Origin of the sequence: Bartonella grahamii subsp. shimonis (assembly GCF_036327415.1) — a bacterium.
Taxonomy (GTDB): domain Bacteria; phylum Pseudomonadota; class Alphaproteobacteria; order Rhizobiales; family Rhizobiaceae; genus Bartonella; species Bartonella shimonis.
The window spans coordinates 1,924,978-1,945,882 of sequence record NZ_CP123961.1 but is presented as its reverse complement, the minus strand read 5'-3'; the positions used below and the strand labels follow the sequence as shown (position 1 = coordinate 1,945,882).

At 38.9% G+C, this 20,905-nt stretch carries 11 protein-coding genes and 2 pseudogenes; 3 read left to right on the top strand and 10 right to left on the bottom strand.

Annotated features, from left to right (window positions below; genetic code table 11):
- Positions 1 to 711: 711 nt before the first annotated feature.
- Positions 712 to 1,233 carry a peroxiredoxin gene (locus QHG57_RS08520; RefSeq protein ID WP_330167940.1) on the bottom strand — a complete coding sequence of 174 codons (522 nt, stop codon included), beginning with the start codon at positions 1,231 to 1,233 and terminating at the stop codon, positions 712 to 714.
- Between the two features lie 216 nt (positions 1,234 to 1,449).
- Between QHG57_RS08520 and QHG57_RS08515 the strand changes: the two are divergent.
- A pseudogene (locus QHG57_RS08515) lies at positions 1,450 to 3,077 on the top strand (alpha-D-glucose phosphate-specific phosphoglucomutase).
- A 1,304-nt stretch (positions 3,078 to 4,381) separates the two neighbouring features.
- On the top strand, positions 4,382 to 4,717 hold the full coding sequence (locus QHG57_RS08505; protein WP_015856728.1) for a zinc ribbon domain-containing protein YjdM: 336 nt from the start codon (positions 4,382 to 4,384) through the stop codon (positions 4,715 to 4,717).
- Positions 4,718 to 5,868: 1,151 nt separating this feature from the next.
- Here QHG57_RS08505 and QHG57_RS08500 read toward each other — a convergent pair.
- The 4 genes from QHG57_RS08500 to murJ all read right to left on the bottom strand — a co-directional run bounded on the left by QHG57_RS08500 (position 5,869) and on the right by murJ (position 9,763).
- Positions 5,869 to 6,447, bottom strand: a complete 579-nt coding sequence (locus QHG57_RS08500) for a NifU family protein (RefSeq protein WP_330167938.1) — start codon at positions 6,445 to 6,447, stop codon at positions 5,869 to 5,871.
- A gap of 59 nt (positions 6,448 to 6,506) precedes the next feature.
- A complete protein-coding gene (locus QHG57_RS08495; protein WP_330167937.1) occupies positions 6,507 to 6,998 on the bottom strand; it encodes a universal stress protein in 492 nt (163 codons plus the stop codon).
- Positions 6,999 to 7,060: 62 nt separating this feature from the next.
- Entirely contained in the window at positions 7,061 to 8,131 is a 1,071-nt protein-coding gene (gene trpS, locus QHG57_RS08490) for a tryptophan--tRNA ligase (protein WP_330169097.1), read from the bottom strand.
- A gap of 60 nt (positions 8,132 to 8,191) precedes the next feature.
- On the bottom strand, positions 8,192 to 9,763 hold the full coding sequence (gene murJ, locus QHG57_RS08485) for a murein biosynthesis integral membrane protein MurJ (protein ID WP_330168841.1): 1,572 nt from the start codon (positions 9,761 to 9,763) through the stop codon (positions 8,192 to 8,194).
- A gap of 364 nt (positions 9,764 to 10,127) precedes the next feature.
- On the opposite strand from murJ, the pseudogene QHG57_RS09800 reads away from it, so the two are divergent.
- Positions 10,128 to 10,339 (top strand): annotated as a pseudogene (locus QHG57_RS09800) (integrase); the annotation flags it as partial.
- Positions 10,340 to 10,599: 260 nt separating this feature from the next.
- On the opposite strand, the gene QHG57_RS08480 reads toward QHG57_RS09800, so the two are convergent.
- The 5 genes from QHG57_RS08480 to QHG57_RS08460 all read right to left on the bottom strand — a co-directional run bounded on the left by QHG57_RS08480 (position 10,600) and on the right by QHG57_RS08460 (position 20,843).
- On the bottom strand, positions 10,600 to 13,815 hold the full coding sequence (locus tag QHG57_RS08480) for a BID domain-containing T4SS effector (protein WP_330167935.1): 3,216 nt from the start codon (positions 13,813 to 13,815) through the stop codon (positions 10,600 to 10,602).
- A 330-nt stretch (positions 13,816 to 14,145) separates the two neighbouring features.
- Complete coding sequence (locus tag QHG57_RS08475) at positions 14,146 to 16,419, bottom strand: BID domain-containing T4SS effector (RefSeq protein WP_330169096.1); 2,274 nt, start codon at positions 16,417 to 16,419, stop codon at positions 14,146 to 14,148.
- Between the two features lie 311 nt (positions 16,420 to 16,730).
- Positions 16,731 to 18,026, bottom strand: coding sequence for a BID domain-containing T4SS effector (locus tag QHG57_RS08470; protein WP_330169095.1), 1,296 nt, complete (start codon positions 18,024 to 18,026; stop codon positions 16,731 to 16,733).
- A 335-nt stretch (positions 18,027 to 18,361) separates the two neighbouring features.
- Positions 18,362 to 19,312 carry a BID domain-containing T4SS effector gene (locus QHG57_RS08465; protein WP_330169094.1) on the bottom strand — a complete coding sequence of 317 codons (951 nt, stop codon included), beginning with the start codon at positions 19,310 to 19,312 and terminating at the stop codon, positions 18,362 to 18,364.
- A 340-nt stretch (positions 19,313 to 19,652) separates the two neighbouring features.
- Positions 19,653 to 20,843, bottom strand: coding sequence for a BID domain-containing T4SS effector (locus QHG57_RS08460; protein ID WP_330169093.1), 1,191 nt, complete (start codon positions 20,841 to 20,843; stop codon positions 19,653 to 19,655).
- Between the last annotated feature and the right edge of the window lie 62 nt (positions 20,844 to 20,905).

Below are 20,905 nucleotides of genomic sequence, written 5' to 3'. Positions count from 1 at the left end.
GTTAATTTGATCTGTGCGCCTCTTCAAACAAATGTTTGATCTGTATTTTCTTTCTTGATGCTTTTGTGAACCTTGCAGCTATGATGTTTATAACTCTTGTATTTTAGAGCGTTTACGAGACGCATTTTTACTCTTTTTAATTGTTTATTCACATGCCAATCCCACTTGCTAATGAAAATGAGCAAGAAAATAGTTTTAAGGGATTCAATATAAGAAGGGATCAAATGAAACAATCTTATGGTATTCAGCTATTCTTATTCGACATGAAAAATGATAAATTATCTTTATAAACCAAATCATTTTTCAACATAAAGTTTTTCTCAATATAAGAAATTTAGCGTTGATCTTGCATGTTTCATCGATACGTTAATCCTTGATCTTTTTGAGAGATTTTCGCATGAATTTGCGCATTTCGCAAATGCATCCCCATTTTTTGATAGCATGCAACAGTTTTTAGCTTTTTATTCTTTTCGCGCCATAACTGGTTTAGATTTTTTACTGGAAGTTTTTCAAGTTTTTTCAAAGTTGTTAAAACGTGAAATACCTATTAAAAAATTATTGCTGGAATATTTTCTCACCAAAAACGCACAACCAACTTATAGTGTTTGCCTTGACAAATAGATGTCTCAAAAAACACAAACGACACAAATTCCCCAACTCAGGAAATTTGTGTCGTAAAATTTTGTTTAAATGAACGATTTGGGGGCGGAATTAGTTTTTCAAAGCTTTTAAAACATTTTGTGGTGAAGAAACTTCATAAGGATCTGTTGCACAATTATCTGAAAAACCTGCTTCTTCAAACCATTGTTCAACTACACCATCATTAATAATGGCAGCATAGCGCCATGATCGCATGCCGAAACCAACATTGTCTTTTGCAACCAGCATACCCATTTTGCGTGTGAATTCACCAGAGCCATCAGGAATTAATTTCACGTTTTTAATATTTTGTGTTTTTCCCCAAGCATTCATGACAAAAGCATCATTGACGGAAAGGCAATAAATTTCATCAATACCCGCTTGTTTAAATTCATCATAGAGTTTTTCAAAGTCAGGCAGCTGAAAAGTTGAGCACGTAGGAGTAAAAGCTCCAGGAAGAGAGAAAAGAATAACACGCTTTCCTTTAAAGTAAGCATCGCTGTTAACTTCTTGCCACCGATAAGAGTTATTTTCATCCATTTCATCGCGGACACGTGTATGGAATGTTACATTGGGAACAGTTTTTTTCATCATAAGGATGCTCCTATATTTTTTACAAAAATTTCGTTTTAAAACAGCCTTCATCTTTAAAAGCATATCGGAAAGAACGGTTTAAATAAAAGGGATTCTTTAAAAATTTTTACTTCTAACGAGTGTGCAAATATTTCACACTTGCGTCAAGTAGAATTAATGGTCGACTTTGGATACTCTTCACCTTAAAATTAAAGGAAATAATATGAAGGTATTTATATGACCATAAAGACAGTTTTGACCACGGCTTTTGAGGGGCAAAAACCGGGAACGTCTGGTTTGCGAAAAAAAGTGTCTGTTTTTCAACAACCCCATTATGTAGAAAACTTTATACAGTCTCTTTTTGATAATATTGGGCCTCTTGAAGGAAAAGTGTTGATTCTTGGGGGGGATGGACGCGCCTTTAATCGGACTCTCCTTCAGATTGTTTTGAAGATGGCAGCAGCGCATGGCGTTTCTCGTGTTAAAATGGGAAGGGGCGGTATTCTTTCCACACCTGCTGTTTCGCATCTTATTCGTAAAACTCATGCCCATGGTGGACTTATTCTTTCTGCAAGCCATAATCCTGGTGGTCTAGAGGGAGACTGTGGGATCAAATACAATATTGCCAATGGTGGACCTGCGCCTAATTCTTTATGTGAGGCTATTTTGCAACATCGCAACATCTTTCCTTTTATAAAATTTTTGAAGCTCCAGATGTTAATTTAGATCGGCAAGGGATGACCTTTATGGGAGATATGCAGATCGAGATTATTGATCCTGTCGACGATTATGTTTCTTTGATGCAGAAGCTTTTTGATTTTGACTGTATTGCCAAGGCCGTTGCTCGAGGCCTTACTTTACGGTTTGATGCTATGCATGCGGTAACAGGGCCTTATGCTCATGAAATTTTTGAAAAATGCTTAGGATTTTCTGAAGGGACGGTGGTTAATGGGATTCCTTTGCCAGATTTTGGAGGCAGTCATCCAGATCCCAATTTGGTTTATGCCAAGGCTCTTTACGATTTATTGATGTCAGAGCAAGGACCAGATCTTGGAGCAGCCTCTGATGGTGATGGAGATCGTAACCTCATTATTGGTCGTGGGCAATTTGTTTCGCCTTCGGATTCTTTGGCTATTATGGCTGAACATGCACACCTTATTAAAGGATATCAAAAAGGTGTTGTGGGGATAGCGCGTTCTATGCCGACGGGGCGTGCTGCTGATCTGGTTGCGGAAAAACACGGATTAAACTTTTTTGAAACGCCAACGGGATGGAAGTTTTTTGGAAACCTTTTAGATGCGGGGAAAATAACCTTTTGTGGTGAAGAAAGCTTTGGAACTGGCTCTCATCACATCCGCGAAAAAGATGGTTTATGGGCTGTCTTATTTTGGTTAAATCTTTTAGCGGTAACAGGAAAAACGGTTGCACAAATTGTTCAACAGCATTGGCACATCTATGGGCGTTTCTATACGTTACGGCATGATTATGAAGAAGTTGAAGAAGACAAAGCTTTGGCACTTATAGAGCATTTGCGTGCGCACTTACTACAAGAAGGAACTGAAATTGCTGGCTTTTTCGTCAAAAAAGCAGATGATTTTACATATCATGATCCTATTGATCAGAGCGTTAGCACGCGGCAAGGTATCCGTATTTTTTTCGAGAATGGTGCACGGTTGGTGATTCGTTTGTCGGGAACAGGGACGTATGGTGCGACCTTGCGACTTTATTTTGAACAGTATGAAAGTGATCCGCGCAAACACAATTTAAATCCGCAAGAAGTTCTCCAACCTTTGCAACAGGTGGCACTAAAACTATTAAACATACAACAAGCATTGGGGCGAGATCATCCTGATATTATTACCTAAGGTCATTGGAATGTTTTTTTGTAAAACTATGATGATTGATCACATGGGGTATGATTTTAGGGGCGTGATTTTATTTGCCATAAGGGAGATCCTCTATTTTCAAGCTCGCTTTGTTTTTTCTCCTTTACATATCAATCGAATTCCTAAAATTTTGGGCTTCTTAAAACCGAATGCTGTAGGTAATTATAATCAGGCATAATCGGGGAATTTATGTGCAATGGTTTCTAATGGTTTGATAGCAATGTTTGTTTAATAGGGGGATGTTCTTCATGCAAAACAAAATACTATCATTGTTGCACTTTTCATATGTTTGTCTTAAAGAAGCTTTTCTCTCAAGATACTAAAAACGCATCTTATGCGTGTCGTCTTGAAAGGGATAACAGGCAATCCATTGAGCAGAACCATTTTTACGCTTATGAAAGAGTAAGCCAGCACCATCATTCACTTTGCCCGCTTTCAATGTTGGCTCTTATATTTGAGAGTGTTTAGTATTTTGAATCTTTTCTTAATCGTTTACACGGCTTTTTATACTTGCACAAGATATTGATTTGTAATGATAATTTAGCGTTATTCATATTGAATTAGAACCCTGAATATCGTAAGATTCTCTCATTTAAAATTTGTCTATCTTGAATCAATCAAAATCACTTACTTGCACGTCATAAGCGGGAGGAGTGGGGGGGGGGGATAAAAACTGTACAAGAAAGAAGTAAAAATGGCTTTTATGAACCGTCTCAAGTGCCAAGGGATGTCGCAACATTGTAACATGCAAGCAAAAGCCTTTGGTTGATTTAATGTAAAAGGGGGTGAGAGAATCTTACGATATTTGGGGGCTCTCATTCAATATACAAAACCATTAATTATGATTATAAATCAGTCTGTCCTCTAACATTATGGCTGTTACCTTTACTGAAATAAAAGGTCAAGTTGAGGGCATCATTTTCTTGTTTCTCAGTTTTTAGCTCTTTGAGAGCGTTTTATTCAGAGATGTTCCTTTTCTAATTGTTTTTTATCCATTCGTTAATTGCATTGCTGATGTATAAGAAAATGATTTTGGTTGATTTATTAGAGAGAATGAAGTGAGTAAATTTTATGATATGCAGGGGGTATTAGTTGTATTAAGTTGTATAATGATCAATCATTTTTATAAATTCATGTATGGTATGTGATGATAGCATTCATGAACACAGTTGGTCGATGATGGTTGAAACAAAGGGAAATGTTTTTCTAAAATAATGGACAATAAAGACTTCTTGCTTTATGACCAGTCATAATGAATGGTTTTTCTTTTAAAAGGGGAATTTATGACCCAATATCCCAAATGTCCTCGTTGTGATTGTCTTTATACTTATGAAGACGGTGAAAATTTTGTGTGTCCTGAATGCGCGCATGAATGGCCACAAAAAAACGATGATACTGTTCTTTCCGATACTGTTTATGACGCCAATGGTCAGATTTTAACAAACGGAGACACCGTTATGGTGATAAAAGATCTGAAAGTAAAAGGCGCTTCATCTGTTTTAAAAGGTGGTACTAAGGTAAAGAATATTCGTTTGGTGGATGGGGATCATAATATTGATTGCAAAATTCCTGGGATTGGTCAGATGAGTTTAAAGTCGGAGTTTGTGAAAAAAGTTTAAGCATTTATCCTCTTGCAATTGTTTTTGCATTTCGTTGATTTTCTATTTTTACATTCTTCTCTAATTAGGCATATTTTTCTCCAATGGGCTTCTTTTCTTGTTTCATAGATTACACCAATCAGATAAAGGCAATATGTTTTCCTTTGTTGCAATACAAAAGCCTTCTATCGCAGAGAAATAGTGACTCTAGCTTTTCTTTTAATATGCGGTTATGGGTGAAGTTGGATGTTGACTTATATGCAACGGTAAAAGTATACGCTTTATGAGAAGAACAACGCTGTAAAGTAGACAAACTTATTTCTGCTGAATTGAAGAAATATCCTCATTCTTTTATCAGATAATTTCTTAAACAACCATAATAGATCTGGCTTCAATGTATTTATTTTTTACAGGTATTTACACCTTTTGCGTCATATTGATGGAAATGAGATTGAAAATGATAGGGGGGAATTTTTGATTTTAAGAATAGAAAGAGGACGGTATGATCTTGATAAGGCAGTACAGTCATGCATTTTCCCAGCTCTTAGTACTACAACAGCTCTTAATAAAAGTGTGCATAAGAGCTATTAAAATAGTTTTTGTTATTATCCATTTTGTGCTGTGTAAGTGGACGGTTTTGATTGATACAATAAAAACAGAATTGAAATAAGAAGAATGTCAGGATTCTCATTCAAGTTGCAAAATGTGATCTTTGTCGTTTGCCCGTTACAAAAGTATTTTGCGTGATGTTATCGTTGGAAGCACTGAGAATGATGGAGCAAATAGGCACTCTATCTTACAATGTTTTCTTTTTTGGTTTTTTTGTAACGGGTCGTGTTTTCCTGGTTAAAATTACATGACAAGATTATGAAACAAAATAATTTAAGCGCATACCCATGCCGTGTATTTTTGTGTACGTGATTTTGGGGGGGCATTGAAACAACTTATGCTTCTTAAAGGGAGCTTTGAACCTTTTTAAGGCATATGTGGAGGTGAAAGGTGAGTGAAGATATATTATTGGATAGATTTTTTAACAGTACTACATTCTTATGGCTGCATAACTTATGTCTAAAATTTCAGAAATAAAATGACATAAGATTTTTTCACGCCATGTTTAAGCGCTGTTGAAGAGGTGCAATCGGTGTGATTATTTTACCTATTGAGGTCAATATTTATTGTGGCATGGCTTCAACGCCTAAAACTTCAGGGATAAAATGGCGTAAAAGATTTTCAATACCATGTTTGAGGGTTGCTGTTGAAGAGGGACATCCAGCGCAGGAGCCCCGCATATTGAGATAAACAATACCATTTTCAAATCCGCGAAAAGTAATGTCTCCACCATCATTGGCGACTGCTGGGCGGATACGCGTTTCGAGCAGCTCTTTAATGGTTAAGACAATATCAGCATCTTTTTCGTCATAAAATTCTTCGTTAAGGGCATGGGTTTGTGCTTGTGTTGTAGCGTTGGTGGTGATGACTGGCTCATTGGATAGAAAATGTTCCATGATTGTACCTAAAATGACAGGTTTGAGATGTTGCCACTCCCCTTCTTTTTTGCTTACGGTGATAAAATCATAGCCTAAAAAAACACCATTGATATTGGGAATATTAAACAGTTTAGCTGCCAAAGGTGAGTTTTTAGCTGCTTCTTCAGGGGCGCGAAATTCTAATACGCCCTCAGAAAGAACCACGCGTCCTGGCAGGAATTTAAGTGTTGCAGGGTTTGGGGTGGTTTCAGTTTGAATAAACATAGATTCTCCTTTTATAATGAAGGATTAGGAAGATCTTACATTGTAGAATATTCTATTTTTTAGGCAATAGATTGAATATCTTCATCGGCAAGATTGCTAGGAATAACAATGACAGGGATTGAAAAAGCTGTCCCTTTATTCCCGATTAATTGAACAAGGGGCCCTGGTCCTTCTGTATGTCCACTGGCTGCTAAAACAATTAGTGCAATCCTTTTATCTTCGTCGATCAGTTTGGAAATCTCATCAATTTTTTTTCCTTCACGCACCACTATTTCTGTTTCAAGCGCATGGGTGGTGCGGACTTCACTGGCAATGTCTCCTAATATTTTATGAGCACTTTGCGTTGATTCTGTGCGCATAACGTTGTTTACACCCAGAAAATGTTGAAATTCTGCACTATCAACGACACAAAGTAATACCAATGTTCTATTGGTATTTTGAGCATGCTGTGCGGCAAACGCAACGGCACGCCGACACTCTGGTGTTTCATCAATAATGACTAAGTTTTTTTTCTTGGGTTCTTTTTTCGGATTTTTGGGTTTGGAAATCATGCACTTTCTCTATTTTGTACAAACGATTTTTTTGCTCTCTACAGTTTTTAGTTTTATTATTTTTATGTATCGTGCAAAAATCCAATAATTTCACGAATTTTTTTCATATTTTCTTCTGCGAGCATACTAGCACGTTCTGCGCCATCATGCAAAACAGAGTCGATATAATCACTTTCTTGATGGAGTCGACGTAATTCTTCTGTTATAGGGGCAAGTTTATGAACAGCAAGGTCGGCTAGAGCTGTTTTAAAATGCGAAAATTGTTGACCAGAAAATTCTAAAAGAATCTTTTCTTTGCTAACTTTGGCAAAGGCGGCATAAATACCAAGCAGGTTATCCACTTCTGGTCGTTCTTTTAAAGCGGTAAGGGTATCGGGAAGAGGAGCCGAATCCGTTTTGGCTTTGCGTATTTTTTTTGCGATAAGATCAGCATCATCGGTCAAATTAATGCGTGAAAAATCTGAAGGATCTGATTTTGACATTTTTTTTGTCCCATCGCGCAAAGACATAACGCGTGTGGCTGTTGTTCCAATAAGCGCCTCTGGGAGGGGAAAAAAGCCTTGTCTGTTTTCTTCATCCGTTTGCATAGAGATACCAAAATTTAATTCGGCAATACGTTGTGCATAGTCATTGTTAAATTTTTGTGCAATATCGCGTGTGAGTTCAACATGCTGTTTTTGATCTTCGCCCACGGGAACATGCGTTGCACGATAGACTAAAATATCAGCAGCCATCAAAGTGGGATAGGCAAAAAGCCCTAGGGATGCTTTTTCGCGATCTTTTCCTGCTTTATCTTTGAATTGTGTCATGCGTTGGAGCCAGCCGATACGGGCAACACAATTAAAAATCCAAGCAAGTTCAGCATGTTGAAAAACACGTGATTGGTTAAAAATAATGTGTTTTTGAGGATCAATACCGGAGGCCAAAAAAGCTGCTGTCACTGTTCTGGTGGATTCGCGTAAAGTAAGGGGATCTGGGTTGACTGTGAGTGCATGCATATCCACAACACAATAGAGGCAGTGATAAGCGTTTTGAAGTTCAACCCAACGCTGAATGGCTCCAAGATAATTGCCAAGATGTAAATGACCACTCGGTTGTACGCCGGAAAAGACAAGTGGTGTGAAGGTATCCATAGGAGTGCTCTTTCTTCAATTAAGGTTATTCGTTTTATTATTTTTGACAAAGTATAGATATTATGGGCGCTTTTTCAATTTTTTAAGCGTGTGAAAAAAAGAACGGGTGTTAAATAAAAAATAGGCACTAAAATAGATCAAGAATATGCCAAGCATGATCCCAGCTAAGGTGCTGGCGCGCAAGAAAAAGGATGCTTGTGAGGATAAAGGAAAAGACAAAAAACCAAACACATTCAATCCGTAATAGAGGGCTAGTGCGTTCAAAAAGGAAGCGATCACGAGACATAATATTCGCTTTATCAGTTGGAAGTCGTATTTCCAATAACCGCGTTTGATAAGAACACCCCAAAGCAACAAGGTGTTGATCCATCCAGAGGTAATTTCAGCAATAACAATACCTCGTGCAGAAAAAGAAGGAAATAATGTTAAGGCGAGGCTGATATTGATGAAAACGCAAATACCTGTAAAAATCATCGGTGTTTTGGTATCTTCATGGGCAAAGAAATTAGGAATAAAGACCTTAATGAGGACAAACGCTGGGAGTCCTAGTCCATAAAGTTCTAGTAATTGTGCAACATGGTGTGTTGATTGACTGGTAAATTGTCCTCGCTCAAAGAGCAAACTGACAATGGGAGTGGAGAGCAGCAAAAAAGCAATGGATGCTGGGAGTGTTAATAATAGCGTTAATTCAATAGAGCGGTTTTGTAAATGGTGGGTTTCTTCATGCTTTTTGCTCCGCAAAGCGCGTGTTAATTCTGGTAAAAGAACGGTTGCAACGGCAATGGCGATTACGCCTAGAGGTAATTGATAAAGACGATCAGCGTACATCAAAGAAGAGACAGCACCAGATTGACTAGAAGCAATGTTGGTATTAATGAGCAAATTAATTTGTGTGATGCCACCCGTGATGGCTGCTGGGAATGCTAAAGTTAATAGCTTGCGAACATTAGGGCTTAAATGGGGCCGGCGAAAGGAAATTTTCATTCCACTTTGATGCAAAGCAAGGGCAATTAAGGTGAGTTGAAGAAGCCCTGCTGCCAAAACACCCCAAGAAAGATTTAAGCCGATATGCCAAGCGTCAAGTTTATAGATCCAAGCATAGGCAAGCACACCAATCAGAATAATGTTTAAAAAGAGTGGGGCAATGGCGGCAATAAAATAGCGTCGCAGAGCATTGAGCATGCCCCCCATCATGGCAGCGAGTGACATGCAGGTTAAATAGGGAAACATGATCGCAGTAAAGTGAATTGTAGCGTTAAATTTTGTTGCATCTTCGGTAAAACCTGGGGCAATAATGGTTCGTACCAAAAAAGGCATACTCAGTTCCATCGCAATCGTTAATAGTAAGAGCAGCGAAAAGAGAACGCCAAAGACTTCTTCTGCAAATTTGCATGCCGTTTCTTGGCCATCTTCAGTGATTTTTTTTGCAAAAAGAGGAATGAAAGCAGCGTTAAAGGCACCTTCAGCAAAAAAACGACGAAATGTGTTGGGAAAACGAAAAGCAGCATTAAACGCATCAGAAACAGGACCAGTCCCTAGGGCTGCTGCCATAAGCATTTCGCGTACGAAACCAAAAATGCGGCTCATGAGGGTTCCGGAAGCAACTGTTGCAATTTTTTTAATCAATGTCATAAAGATATATCGGGTTTGTTGTAAAAGAGAAGCGATGACAGGAGAAATAAACCGTTTTGAATCGTAAAAATCTGATCTGTATCCCAATTAGAGATACTTTTTGAAAGCGTTTTACGACGGTGTTTGCCTTTCTGTCAACAATGTTGCATGAAGACTTTTTATGCTCCTTGTTTACTGTTGCATTACAATTTTTATTGTTGCCATAAAATAATTAAAATTTCTTTTTCAAACGGAAATATGGGAGCGATATCATAACAGTTTGAAGGGGCATATAGGGATATATAATGATAATTTCTCTTTATGGTATGATGTTGTGAATAGTGCAACCCAATACCATTCTGTTTTACGTTAGGGGCGTGATCCTATTAAAGAACGCAAATAAAATAAAAGCGTAAAGCAAGGTGCAATCTCCATTATTTAGAAAGCATTTCTTTAGATGTTTTTAAAAGTCGTAAGGCTGAGCTAAAAGGTGATGGCAAAGCTTGTGATTGATTTTTACCTTTACGGCTTTATATTCTCCCCAAATTAGGCTGCTTTCCCGTTTTAGAGTTACATAAACAAGAGGATAGGAAGACATAATCTTCCAACAGCATTTTGTCTGTTTTTAGCACTAAAAGCAATGAAAGTGCTTGATTATCTTTTCAAAAGTGAGTGATTCTTTCATTTTTCCTGTTTAGGTTTCTTTTTACAGTTGCTGAGGATACAATCTAAGAAAATAAGATAAATCTGCTCTCTCATGGTTTCCATTCCTGTTGAGGTGCGATTGATTTGCCGATAGAGGGTAAAGGCTATTATTTTTACCAGAGGGGGCAAAAAAGTTAAAGTTTATGAATCCTTTAGATATTCATTGCCATTGCTTTTGTGTGCTCCGTTTTGTGAGGTTGAATATCTTCTTGTCTTTTGAGACTCTGATTGACGTTTTCTGTCATTTTTTGCACTTTAATTGCTTCTTTATCAAGAGTGTTGGAACATTTTTTTTCATTGTTTTTCTTTATAGATTGATACTGGTTTGGTGCTAAGCGCTCATCGAATTTATGGTTATAAAAATACATCGGTTGTATATGCTGTTCTATCTCTTTTATCTGCTTGATTATTTCTATAATCTCTTTTGTTTTAACGATTGATGTGCCAAGACTCTTCGCAAGTTTTTCAGGATTATTTTCCTTTATAGCTTCATGCTCGCTTGAGGATAAGCGCTCATTGATTTTTTTGATATAAGTCCTTATTTCTCCCCTTAATTCAGGAGAGTTTGATAACGTTTCTTGCAGTTGTGCTTTTGACAAGGAAAAGAGATTTTTCATCCAAGCCTCAGGCATTTCTACTGACTGTTCACATCGCCTTTGTTTTACATGATGGGTATGGAGAATGTCTCTTTCTGTTTGTTTAAAAATATTGATATAGCGGTCAATGGCTCTACAGAGAGGCAAAATATTTGCTTCAGCATGGGCGCGTGCATTGTTTTTTATGCCAAATACATTGCTACCAGAAAGCTTAGAAATAGATTGGGGAGAGGCGGCAATTTGATAGGGGAGCTGTTCACCCTTAGTATGATTTTCATGGATCATCTCTATTCTTTCCTGCAAAATATGACGATTGCCATAAATGATTTGGCACAAAGTTTCGATTTCTTTTCTTCTTTCTTGAATGGATGTGTTGTTTTTTATCCTTGAGGCAATTTCATTGTTGGTAAGGGGGGCTATTGTTTCTGCGGGGATAAGCACTTCTTGCGGGTTTTTAGTTTTTGGCGCTGTAAAGGAGAGGGCGTCACCGATTTTTAATGTTTGTATTTGCTCTGGGGTGAGGTTTTTTTTATTTCCCAAAATAAAAATCCCGTTGGCATCAAGCATGAAGCCATTGGGCCCACTGCCTCTATAGGTACCATGATAGGTTTCTCCTTCTTTTGCGACGACAGCGAGATAATAATTTTTTTCATCCAATCCAAGCTCTCTCATAGAGTTGGTGAATTCTTGTAAAATAAGTATTTTTTCTGGATGGGAGATATCCTCAAGCAGATGTTTCATCGCTTCCTTATCGTTATGTTTTAGCGATGCAATGCTGGCAAGACGCATGCGTTTTTCTGTTACAAGAGAAAAGTCGAGTGGGTGGCCAGCAACTTGCCCAAGTTTTTCAAAAAACATGCGTTGCGTACGCCCATTGCCCTCTCTGAAAGGATGCGTATAGTTGAGCTGTATCAACATTTCAGTGACATGTTCAACGAATGTTTCGCGGGTTAAGCCTTTCAAGTTATTCGTTTCAGCAAGTATTTTATCTAGATTTTCTAGTCCCTCTTGTATCTGTTGTGCTGCGGCAAAAGAAATACCAGATTTTTTCATCATTGGCATAGAAGCAACGGTACCGTCTTCAAATGTAAATGGTTTTTCGCGTGTTTGTCCGGCCCATTCAAAAGTATTTTTAAATAGGGTGTGATGAATATATTGGAGATATGTGGAGGTTAGTTTTTGTGGTGGTGTTTCTTGGCGTAGATGAATAATTGCTTTTGTTGTATCATGGGCACATTGCACTTTTAATTTTTCATAGTCTTTTATTCCATATTTATTTTTTAAGGTGATACTATTGGGGTAAAGGAAATTACGGTGTATTGTCCTATTTTCTTCGGTTTCAGGCGATGAGGATAATTTCTCCTGTAAGGTGAGAGGAACGGTGTCCGTTTTTTTTGTACCAGTGTTCCAGTATGCCATTGCTTTTTTGGGGGTGTGGTTTGTTCTTTCTTTATGATCAGAGCGTTTTTCCTTTGTCATTTGGACAGATATTGGATCATTTGTCGCTGTATTGCTGGTCTGTAAAATGGTTTCTTTAAAATTATTTTGTATTTGCCTCATGGAGGAAGCAGATTGAGCAATTGGTTTGGTCATTTGTTCTTGTTCTTGCAAACTTTGGGGTATAACTTCAATGCTATCATGTAAAGCATGAGGGGCAATCCATGGCAAAAAATGGGTTTTTTCTTTTTTCTTTGTTTGAATGGATGCGCTGACTTGGCTCTTTTCAGTTATTTCATCGTTTTTGAGAATGGTTCTTTTTTTTTCTGGAAGCAATGCTTTTTGCTGGTTTTTTTGCGGGTTTTTAGTTTTTGGCGCTGTAAAGGAGAGGGCGTCACCGATTTTTAATGTTTGTATTTGCTCTGAGGTGAGGTTTTTTTTATTTCCCAAAATGAAAATCCCGTTGGCATCAAGCATGAAGCCATTGGGCCCACTGCCTCTATAAGTACCATGATAGGTTTCTCCTTCTTTTGCGACGACAGCGAGATAATAATTTTTTTCATCCAATCCAAGCTCTCTCATAGAGTTGGTGAATTCTTGTAAAATAAGTATTTTTTCTGGATGGGAGATATCCTCAAGCAGATGCTTCATAGGTTCTGGATCGCCATGTTCCATGGCAGCGGCGCGGACAAAGTCTTTACGTTTTTTGCTCACAAGAGAAAAGTCTAGCTTATGTCCTGCTGCTTGAGCGAGTTTTTCAACGAACAGTCTCTTTGTACGCCTATTGCCCTCTCTGAAAGGATGCAAATGGTGCAAATCTATCATTATTCCAGCGGTTTGTTCAACGAATTCTTCGCGAGTTAAGCCTTTCAAGTTATTCGTTTCAGCAAGTATTTTATCTAAATTTTCTAGTTCTTCCTGTATTTTTCTGCCAATCGCAAAAGGTTTTGTAAATTCTTTTCTTTTCAAAATGGGCATAGAAGCAACGGTGCTATCTTCAAATGTAAAAGGCTCTTCGCGGGTTTGTCCGGCCCATTCAAATGTACGGGAAAAGAGGCGATGATGAAGATATTTTAGATAGGAGGAATTAAACTGCTCTGGTGGAGGTTCTTGGCGCAGTTTGCTCATTTCTTTTTTTACATCATTCGAACAGCGTTCTTTTAATATTTCTTTATCTTTAATGTGGTATTTATTTTTAAGTATCTTGCTATTGGGGTAGAAAAAATTCTGCGATGCTTCATTGATTTGCTTAGAAATGGTTGCACTAATTGCAGGGGGTTGATTTTGCAACTCTTCCTGTGTGGAAGAGGCACAATATTCTGTGTTTTCTTTCATGTATATTTCCTTTCAAATGTTAACATTATTTTTTGAAAGCTTTTTTACATTTTTTGCCTTTTATTATTTTAGCGTTTTGTTCAATGAAGAATGTCCATTTGAATGATTGAAAAAATTGATCTTATTCGTATAGAGCCAAGTTAATTATGGAATAAAGTTAAGGTTTGTAACTTTTATAAAGTATTATCGTGAAATTTTATCAATGAATTCTGTAAAATAATGGGGTATCTTATTCAAAGTTTGCTGTATTTTACACACTGTCTTTGATGCAATCTTAGCAAGATAATTGCATCAAAGTTTTGTATGATAAGCCAACAATTAGGAGGTTTATCACGACAAAGCCATTGCTTTTGATGTTTCGGCTTTGCGTGGTCGAACATGCGGTTGGTCTTCTTGTCTAGAAGTTTCTGCAACCTCTTGATGCCGCTTTGCTGTTGAGCGTTCAGGCAGTTTCGGGGGCTGCGATAGGCTTTGCTGCTTTTGCAATCTTTTATCGAGATCAGTAAGCGGTTGATGGCGTTGTTGTTCTGTATGATGGTTTTGCACAATGGTTTCTCTTAACTGTTTTATAGTTTCAGCATAATCCTTAATGGCGGTACAAAGGGTAGGAAGATTTTCTTCAGCAGCTTTGCGTGCTCCACTTTTTATGCCAAGGACTTGCCTACCAGCAAGCGGAGCAAAAGATCTAGAATTGTTTTCAATTTGAAATACAAGCTCTTCTCCTATCTCTGGAATTTTTTGCATATCTTCTAGTCTATATTGCAAAATAAGTGGATCATTATAAACAATTTTGCACCAATATTGAACCTCTCTTTGAACATATTGAACCGATGGATCTTTCTGAACTCTGCGAGCAATTTCCTCATTTGAGAGAGGCTTTATTTTTTTTTCTGAATTGAGTGGATTTTGTGTGTGTCGAGTGATTGCTTCTTCCTTTTGCATTTGTTGATGCTGTCGTTGTTTTGTGTGAGAACTTAGTGAAATATCTTCATTTTTTGTATATTTTGAAGTATACATATAACCGTTAATAGCTTCATACAGATTAGGAAGATTTTCTTCAGCTTGTTTGCGCGCATGGCTTTTTATACCAAGAACTTTTTTACCAGCAAGCTTAGGAATAGATTTAGGTTGTTCTGTAACATCCCATAAGAGCTGTTCTCCCATATCGGGGTTTTCTTTGATTGCTTCTATTCTTTCTTCTAAAATAAGTCGGTTGCCATAAACCTTTTTGCACAAAAAGCGTATTTCTTCTTGATATGCTAAGAGCAATAGCTCTCTTTCCATTGTATTAATAGATGTTTTTTGTGCGTGAGAGGGTTTTGATTGTTCACTTGCTGTTTTTGGGGAAGCTGTTTGGGGAAGGATAACGTCGCTTTGTTTTCTGTTTCCTCTATGGTGCGATTTTCTTGAACGAGGGACTGCATATACTTCACTGTCTTGTGATGATGAACTGCTTTGTTGCCTAACTTTCATATGTGATGATGAACTGCTTTGTTGCCTAACTTTCATATGTGATGGTGTTTTGGGCCTAACACTTGGGTAGTGTTCTTCAGGATTCTGGATTTTTGCGTCGTTTTGCACTCTGTCTCTCGTGCGTGGGGGCGTTTGCGGAGCAGGTGTTGCATAGCGACTTTCTTCCGCTTGAACTGTTTGTTTATTTTGTTCTCTACCTTTTGCGCGTGGAGCTCTTTGTGGAGCTGCTTTTATGTGCGTGGAGGAGCTTTCTTGGGTTTTTGTGCTGTATTGTAGATTTTCTTTTACACGTGGGGGTTTGGGCGGAGTCGGTTTTGTCTGTAGAGGAGGCGTTGCATAGCGACTTTCTTTCGCTTGAACTGTTTGTTTATTTTGTTCTCTATCTTTTGCGCGTGGAGGTCTTTGTGGAGCCGCTTTTATGTGCGTGGAGGAGCTTTCTTGGGTTTTTGTGCTGTATTGTAGATTTTCTTTTACACGTGGGGGTTTGGGCGGAGTCGGTTTTGTCTGTAGAGGAGGCGTTGCATAGCGACTTTCTTCCGCTTGAACTGTTTGTTTATTTTGTTCTCTATCTTTTGCGCGTGGAGGTCTTTGTGGAGCCGCTTTTATGTGCGTGGAGGAGCTTTCTTGGGTTTTTGTGCTGTGTTGTAGATTCTCTTTTACACGTGGGGGTTTGGGCGGAGCCGGTTTTGTCTGTAGAGGAGGCGTTGCATAGCGACTTTCTTCCGCTTGAACTGTTTGTTTATTTTGTTCTCTATCTTTTGCGCGTGGAGGTCTTTGTGGAGCCGCTTTTATGTGCGTGGAGGAGCTTTCTTGGGTTTTTGTGCTGTATTGTAGATTTTCTTTTACACGTGGGGGTTTGGGCGGAGCCGGTTTTGTCTGTAGAGGAGGCGTCTCTTGGGCTTCAGGCTTTTGGATTTTTATGTCGGTTGGTGTTTTGTCTCTTATGCGTAGGGGGGGCGGTGGAGCAATTTTGGGGGAGGATGACAAATTTTCTGGGCGTTTTTGTACAGGTGGTTTTTGCGGTTTTTGAGAAACTTGGGGAGAAGATGTTCTGGTGGGCGATTGTTCTGCCTGTTGTTGAAATTTTTCCATCATTTCAGTGATAAAAGGGGAGGGGTTTCTTTTTTTCATGCATGTTCCTTTCAAACTCTTCCAATATTGTTTTTAAATACTATTTAAAAATATACGTTGGTGTTTATTCTGTTTTATGCTTTTTTACTTGGGCTTCATGAGAGAATATATGAAACTGATTGGTCTCACACGTTTTAACTCTCTTAGTTTAGAATCGTAACCCTGATCATTCTTTAAAGATTGTTTTCCTCTGTTTGGGTTAAGGGACGGGGAAATGAACTTTGTTTCAAGTTTCTCTCTTTCTTGGCTCAAATCACCTCTTTTATGTGCTGCGCCAAGATGTTGGGTTCAACGTGAAAACTTATGTCCGTTTAGCTGGCAAAAGCCATCGCTTTTGACGCGGCAGTTTTGCGAGGACGAAAATCTGTTTCTCTTTGTTGTCCAGAGGGTGTTGTTCCTTCATACGTTATTGTTGAAGCCTCAAGGCGTTGAGCGGACTGTGAGACGCTTTGTCGTTGCTGCAAATTTTGCGCTCTCTCAGATGATGATTCAGCTTCATGGCGTTCTTGTTTTGTCTGTTGAGTTTGTAAAATGCTCTCTCTTACCTGTGTGACAGCTGTTGCATAATTTTCAGCGGCGCTAATTAAGTGAGAAAGACCAGCTTCAGCATGTCTGCGTGCTTGATTTTTAAAGCCACAAAAGCTGCGACCAGCGTATTTGCAAAAAGATTGGGGATTTCCGGCAAGTTGCTGTGTGAGCTGTTCTATTGTTTCAGGGTTTTGGAAAAGCTCTTCCACTTGTGATTGCAAAATGTTTGTGTTGCCAAAAACAACAGTGCACCAATATTGGATTTGGGCATGGTGTCTTTTAACTTTTGAATGTTGGTGAATTTGGGTGGAAATTTCTGCTTCTGAAAGACTTTCTTTTTGCCTTTGAGAATGATCTGGTTTTTTTAGAAGTTCAGCGACAGCCTCTTTCCCCATTAAGCGTTCATAGTTTTTGAGTGCTTGCTCTGGAGATTGCAATAGGCTCTCTCTTGCCTGTCTTACCACTTCTGTATAACACTCAATGGTAACACATAGGGCAGAAAAACTCTCTTCTGCTTGCCTGCGTGTTTGATTTTTAAAGCCCAACATGCTGGTGCCGGAAAGTTTAGCGATGCTTTCAGGATGGGCTGTCATCCGCCATGAAAGTTCTTCTCCTGCTGCGGGATTTCTTTGAATTTCCTGCATTTTTTCTTGCAAAATGTCGGGGTTGCCATAGGCATTTGCAGATAAACGTTGAATTTCTTCTTGATAGGTTCGAACCAATGAATGGTGTGGAAGCAATTGAATGACTTCTTCTTCGGAGAGAATTCTTGTTGCCCTTTGTAGAGAAACTTGTGAAGTAACTGTTGTGTGTGTCGTTTCAGGTTGTTGCTGCCTTTTGGTAGAGTTGCCTCTTGTGAGAGGCGTTGTTGCATTTGTTGATGCATGCACAGTTTCTTCTTTTAAAAGAGATTGTCTTTCCTCATCTTTTTCCGGTATGGATGACAGTCTTTTGCTTTTTGAAAGCGTTTCTTTAGGGAGGGAGTCTCCACCTGATACTTCTGCTGCTGCTTTTTCATAGAGCTCTATAAGTTCTTGTATTGAAGGAGATGGAAAAGGATGAGGGTGATCTTTTTTCATGCATGTTTCCTTTCAAGAATTGTTTTAGAAAACTTCTTTGGTACACACTCTCGCCCTTTATGCTTTTTATAAGAAGATATCAAAATTGAGTGGTTTCCAAAGATCTACGCTATTTACGACCATCGTAATGGGGCTTTGTGTCTTTTATGCAGTTTTTTTGTGAAATTTTATCAATAAGTTATACTAAATTACAGGATACATTTTTAGGACTATTTTTTGTAACATTCTAAAACAATTCTTGGCGCAATCACGATAAAACGATTTGCGCCAAGAAACTCTATAAGAAAAGATTATATGAAAAACAAAAGTTTATCTGTTTTTATGTTTATACCTCTTTACATAGCATAAGCCATTCCTTTTTCTGCGTGTCTTTGTCGTTGTGGGTTGTGTTCCGGACTATTTTGCTCTTGTCCTCTTGCGTGATGACGATGATGATGGGTTCTTTCAGTTTGCTGAGAATTTTCTTGGAGGCGTCTTTGTTCCGCGTGAGGGGTTTGCAAAAGCCTCTCCCTTGTCTCTGTTACAGCCTTTGTATAACCATCAATAGCCTCAACGAGCGATCTAAAGCCGTCTTCAGCCTCTTTGCGTGCTTGACTTTTTATGCCAAGTGCCTGGCGGCCAGCAAGTTTATGAATAGACTCAGGATTTTCTGCAAGTTGATCTGAAAGCTCTTTTCCTGCACGGGGATTTGTAAGTATGCCTTGCAAGTGTTGCTGGAAAACCTTGTCATTGCCATAAACGATCTGCCCCCAATGCATTACCTCTCCTGCATATGCTTGGACATGTGGATTTTTTAAAAGCATGGCACTCATTTGATCAGGAGTGAGGGAGGGTCTTCCTTTTTGTTGTGGAGCAACCTCTGTATAGTCTGTTTCAGGACCTTCTCTCCTTTGATGATGGTGTCTACCTCTTGAGGGAGAAGTGTTGCTCACGGATGCGTATGTAACTTCAGCTTCGCGTTTTGGAGGAGCAACCTCTGTATAGTCTGTTTCAGGACCTTCTCTCCTTTGATGATGGTGTCTCGCTCTTGAGGGAGAAGTGTTGCTCACGGATGCGTATGTAACTTCAGTTTCGCGTTTTGGAGGAGCAACCTCTGTATAGTCTGTTTCAGGATCTTCTCTCCTTTGATGATGGTGTCTCGCTCTTGAAGGAGTAGTGTTGCTCACGGATTCGTATGTAACTTCGTCTTCTGGGGATGGTGCGCGCTGGTCTCCTCTGGTTGGTTTATTAACTGTTGCATAGAGGGCTTCTGGATTTGCAGAAGGGTGTGGATGATGTTTTTTCATGCATATTTCCTTTCAATATTTTTAGAAAACCTCTTTGGTGCATTCCCCACTTTTAGTTTTGATAACTTTTGTACAAAGGAAGATATCCAACCGAATGACCTCCAAAGATCTACGCTATTCAGGAGTAGTGTAACGGACATTTGTGTCTTTTATACAGTTTTTTTATGAAATTTTATCAATAAGTTACAATAAATTACAGGATCCATTTTTAAGACTATTTTTGTAACATTTTAAAACAATTCTTGGCGCAACCACTATGAAATGATTTGCGCCAAGAAACTCACTGAAAAAAAGATTATATGAAAAACAAAAATTTATCTGTTTTTATGTTTATGCCTCTTTACATGGCATAAGCCATTCCTTTTTCTCCATGTCTTTGTCGTTGTGGGCTGTGCTCTGGACTATCGTGTTCTCTTCCTCTTGCGTGATGACGACGGTGATGGTGATGTCTGTGTTCTGGGTCTCTTTCTGGACTATCGTGTTTTTGACTTCTTTCTCTTTCCTGCTCCCGTGTAAACTTTTTATGGAGCTTTTGTGTATTATGTATATGTCTCTCAAGAGCTGAGCAAAGGTGGGTAAACTCATCTTCAGCTTCTCTGCGTGCTGGACTTTTTATGCCAAGTGCTTGCCTACCAGCAAGTTTAGCAGGGCTTTCAGGATTTTTTGCAAGGTCCTGTAAGATTTGTTCTGCATTTTGGGGATCGTCAAGAATCTTAGCCAGTTGTTCATTCAAAGCATGTTGGTTATTATAAACTGTTTTGCACCGCACTTGGATTTCGCTTACACCATATTGAAAGCCTATGTTTTGTAAAAGCTTTGTCGTAACCACATCTTTTGCAGTTCTGGGAGGTGTTGTTGTTCCTCTGCCAACGCCTTGATAGATGGGATTTTCTTGTTGTTGGGAATCTTGTCCGCCTTCAGCACCCATGCCAACCGTTGCATAGATAGATTCTAGCGGCCTTTGGGGGGAGCGTCCACCATTTTCACCAAAATCGAGCTCTGCATAGACATGTTCTGGTTCAGAGGAAGAATGCCTACCCTGTGCACCTCCACCAACTGTGTCGTAAAGGGACGCTTGCCAACCTCCCGCCTCCAGATCTGTTACTGCATAGGGATTTACGAGTTTGTCGGTGCGTCGCCCATCACTTGGTCTCCCACCAAGTCTGTCATAGGGATTTCCTAGTGGCCTTTGGGGTGCATAGATGGTTTCTGATGGGTGAGAGGGCGTACCATACTCTCTTACTCTGCTTTTCGGTATGTCGTAGGTGGGATCTCTTAGTTGTAGGGGATCATGCGCATCATTTCCTTCTGTGGTAAAATCAGCGAAAGAGCTCTTTTTTTCTAAGATGGGTTTGCTTTTGTGAGCTGCTTCTATTTCTTCTGGGCTTGGTGTGTGCAGACCTCCTCTTTTGGGCGGTTTATTAACCTTTGCATAGAGGTCTTCTGTACTAGAAGCTCCTAGATTTTGTTGTTCAAATTTTTGTCTTAGTTTCTCTACATTGCTAGAAGTGGTTGGGTGACTTTTTTTCATGGCTGTTTCCTTTCAATATTTTTAGAAAACCTCTTTGGCTTTGGCGCATTCCCCACTTTTTG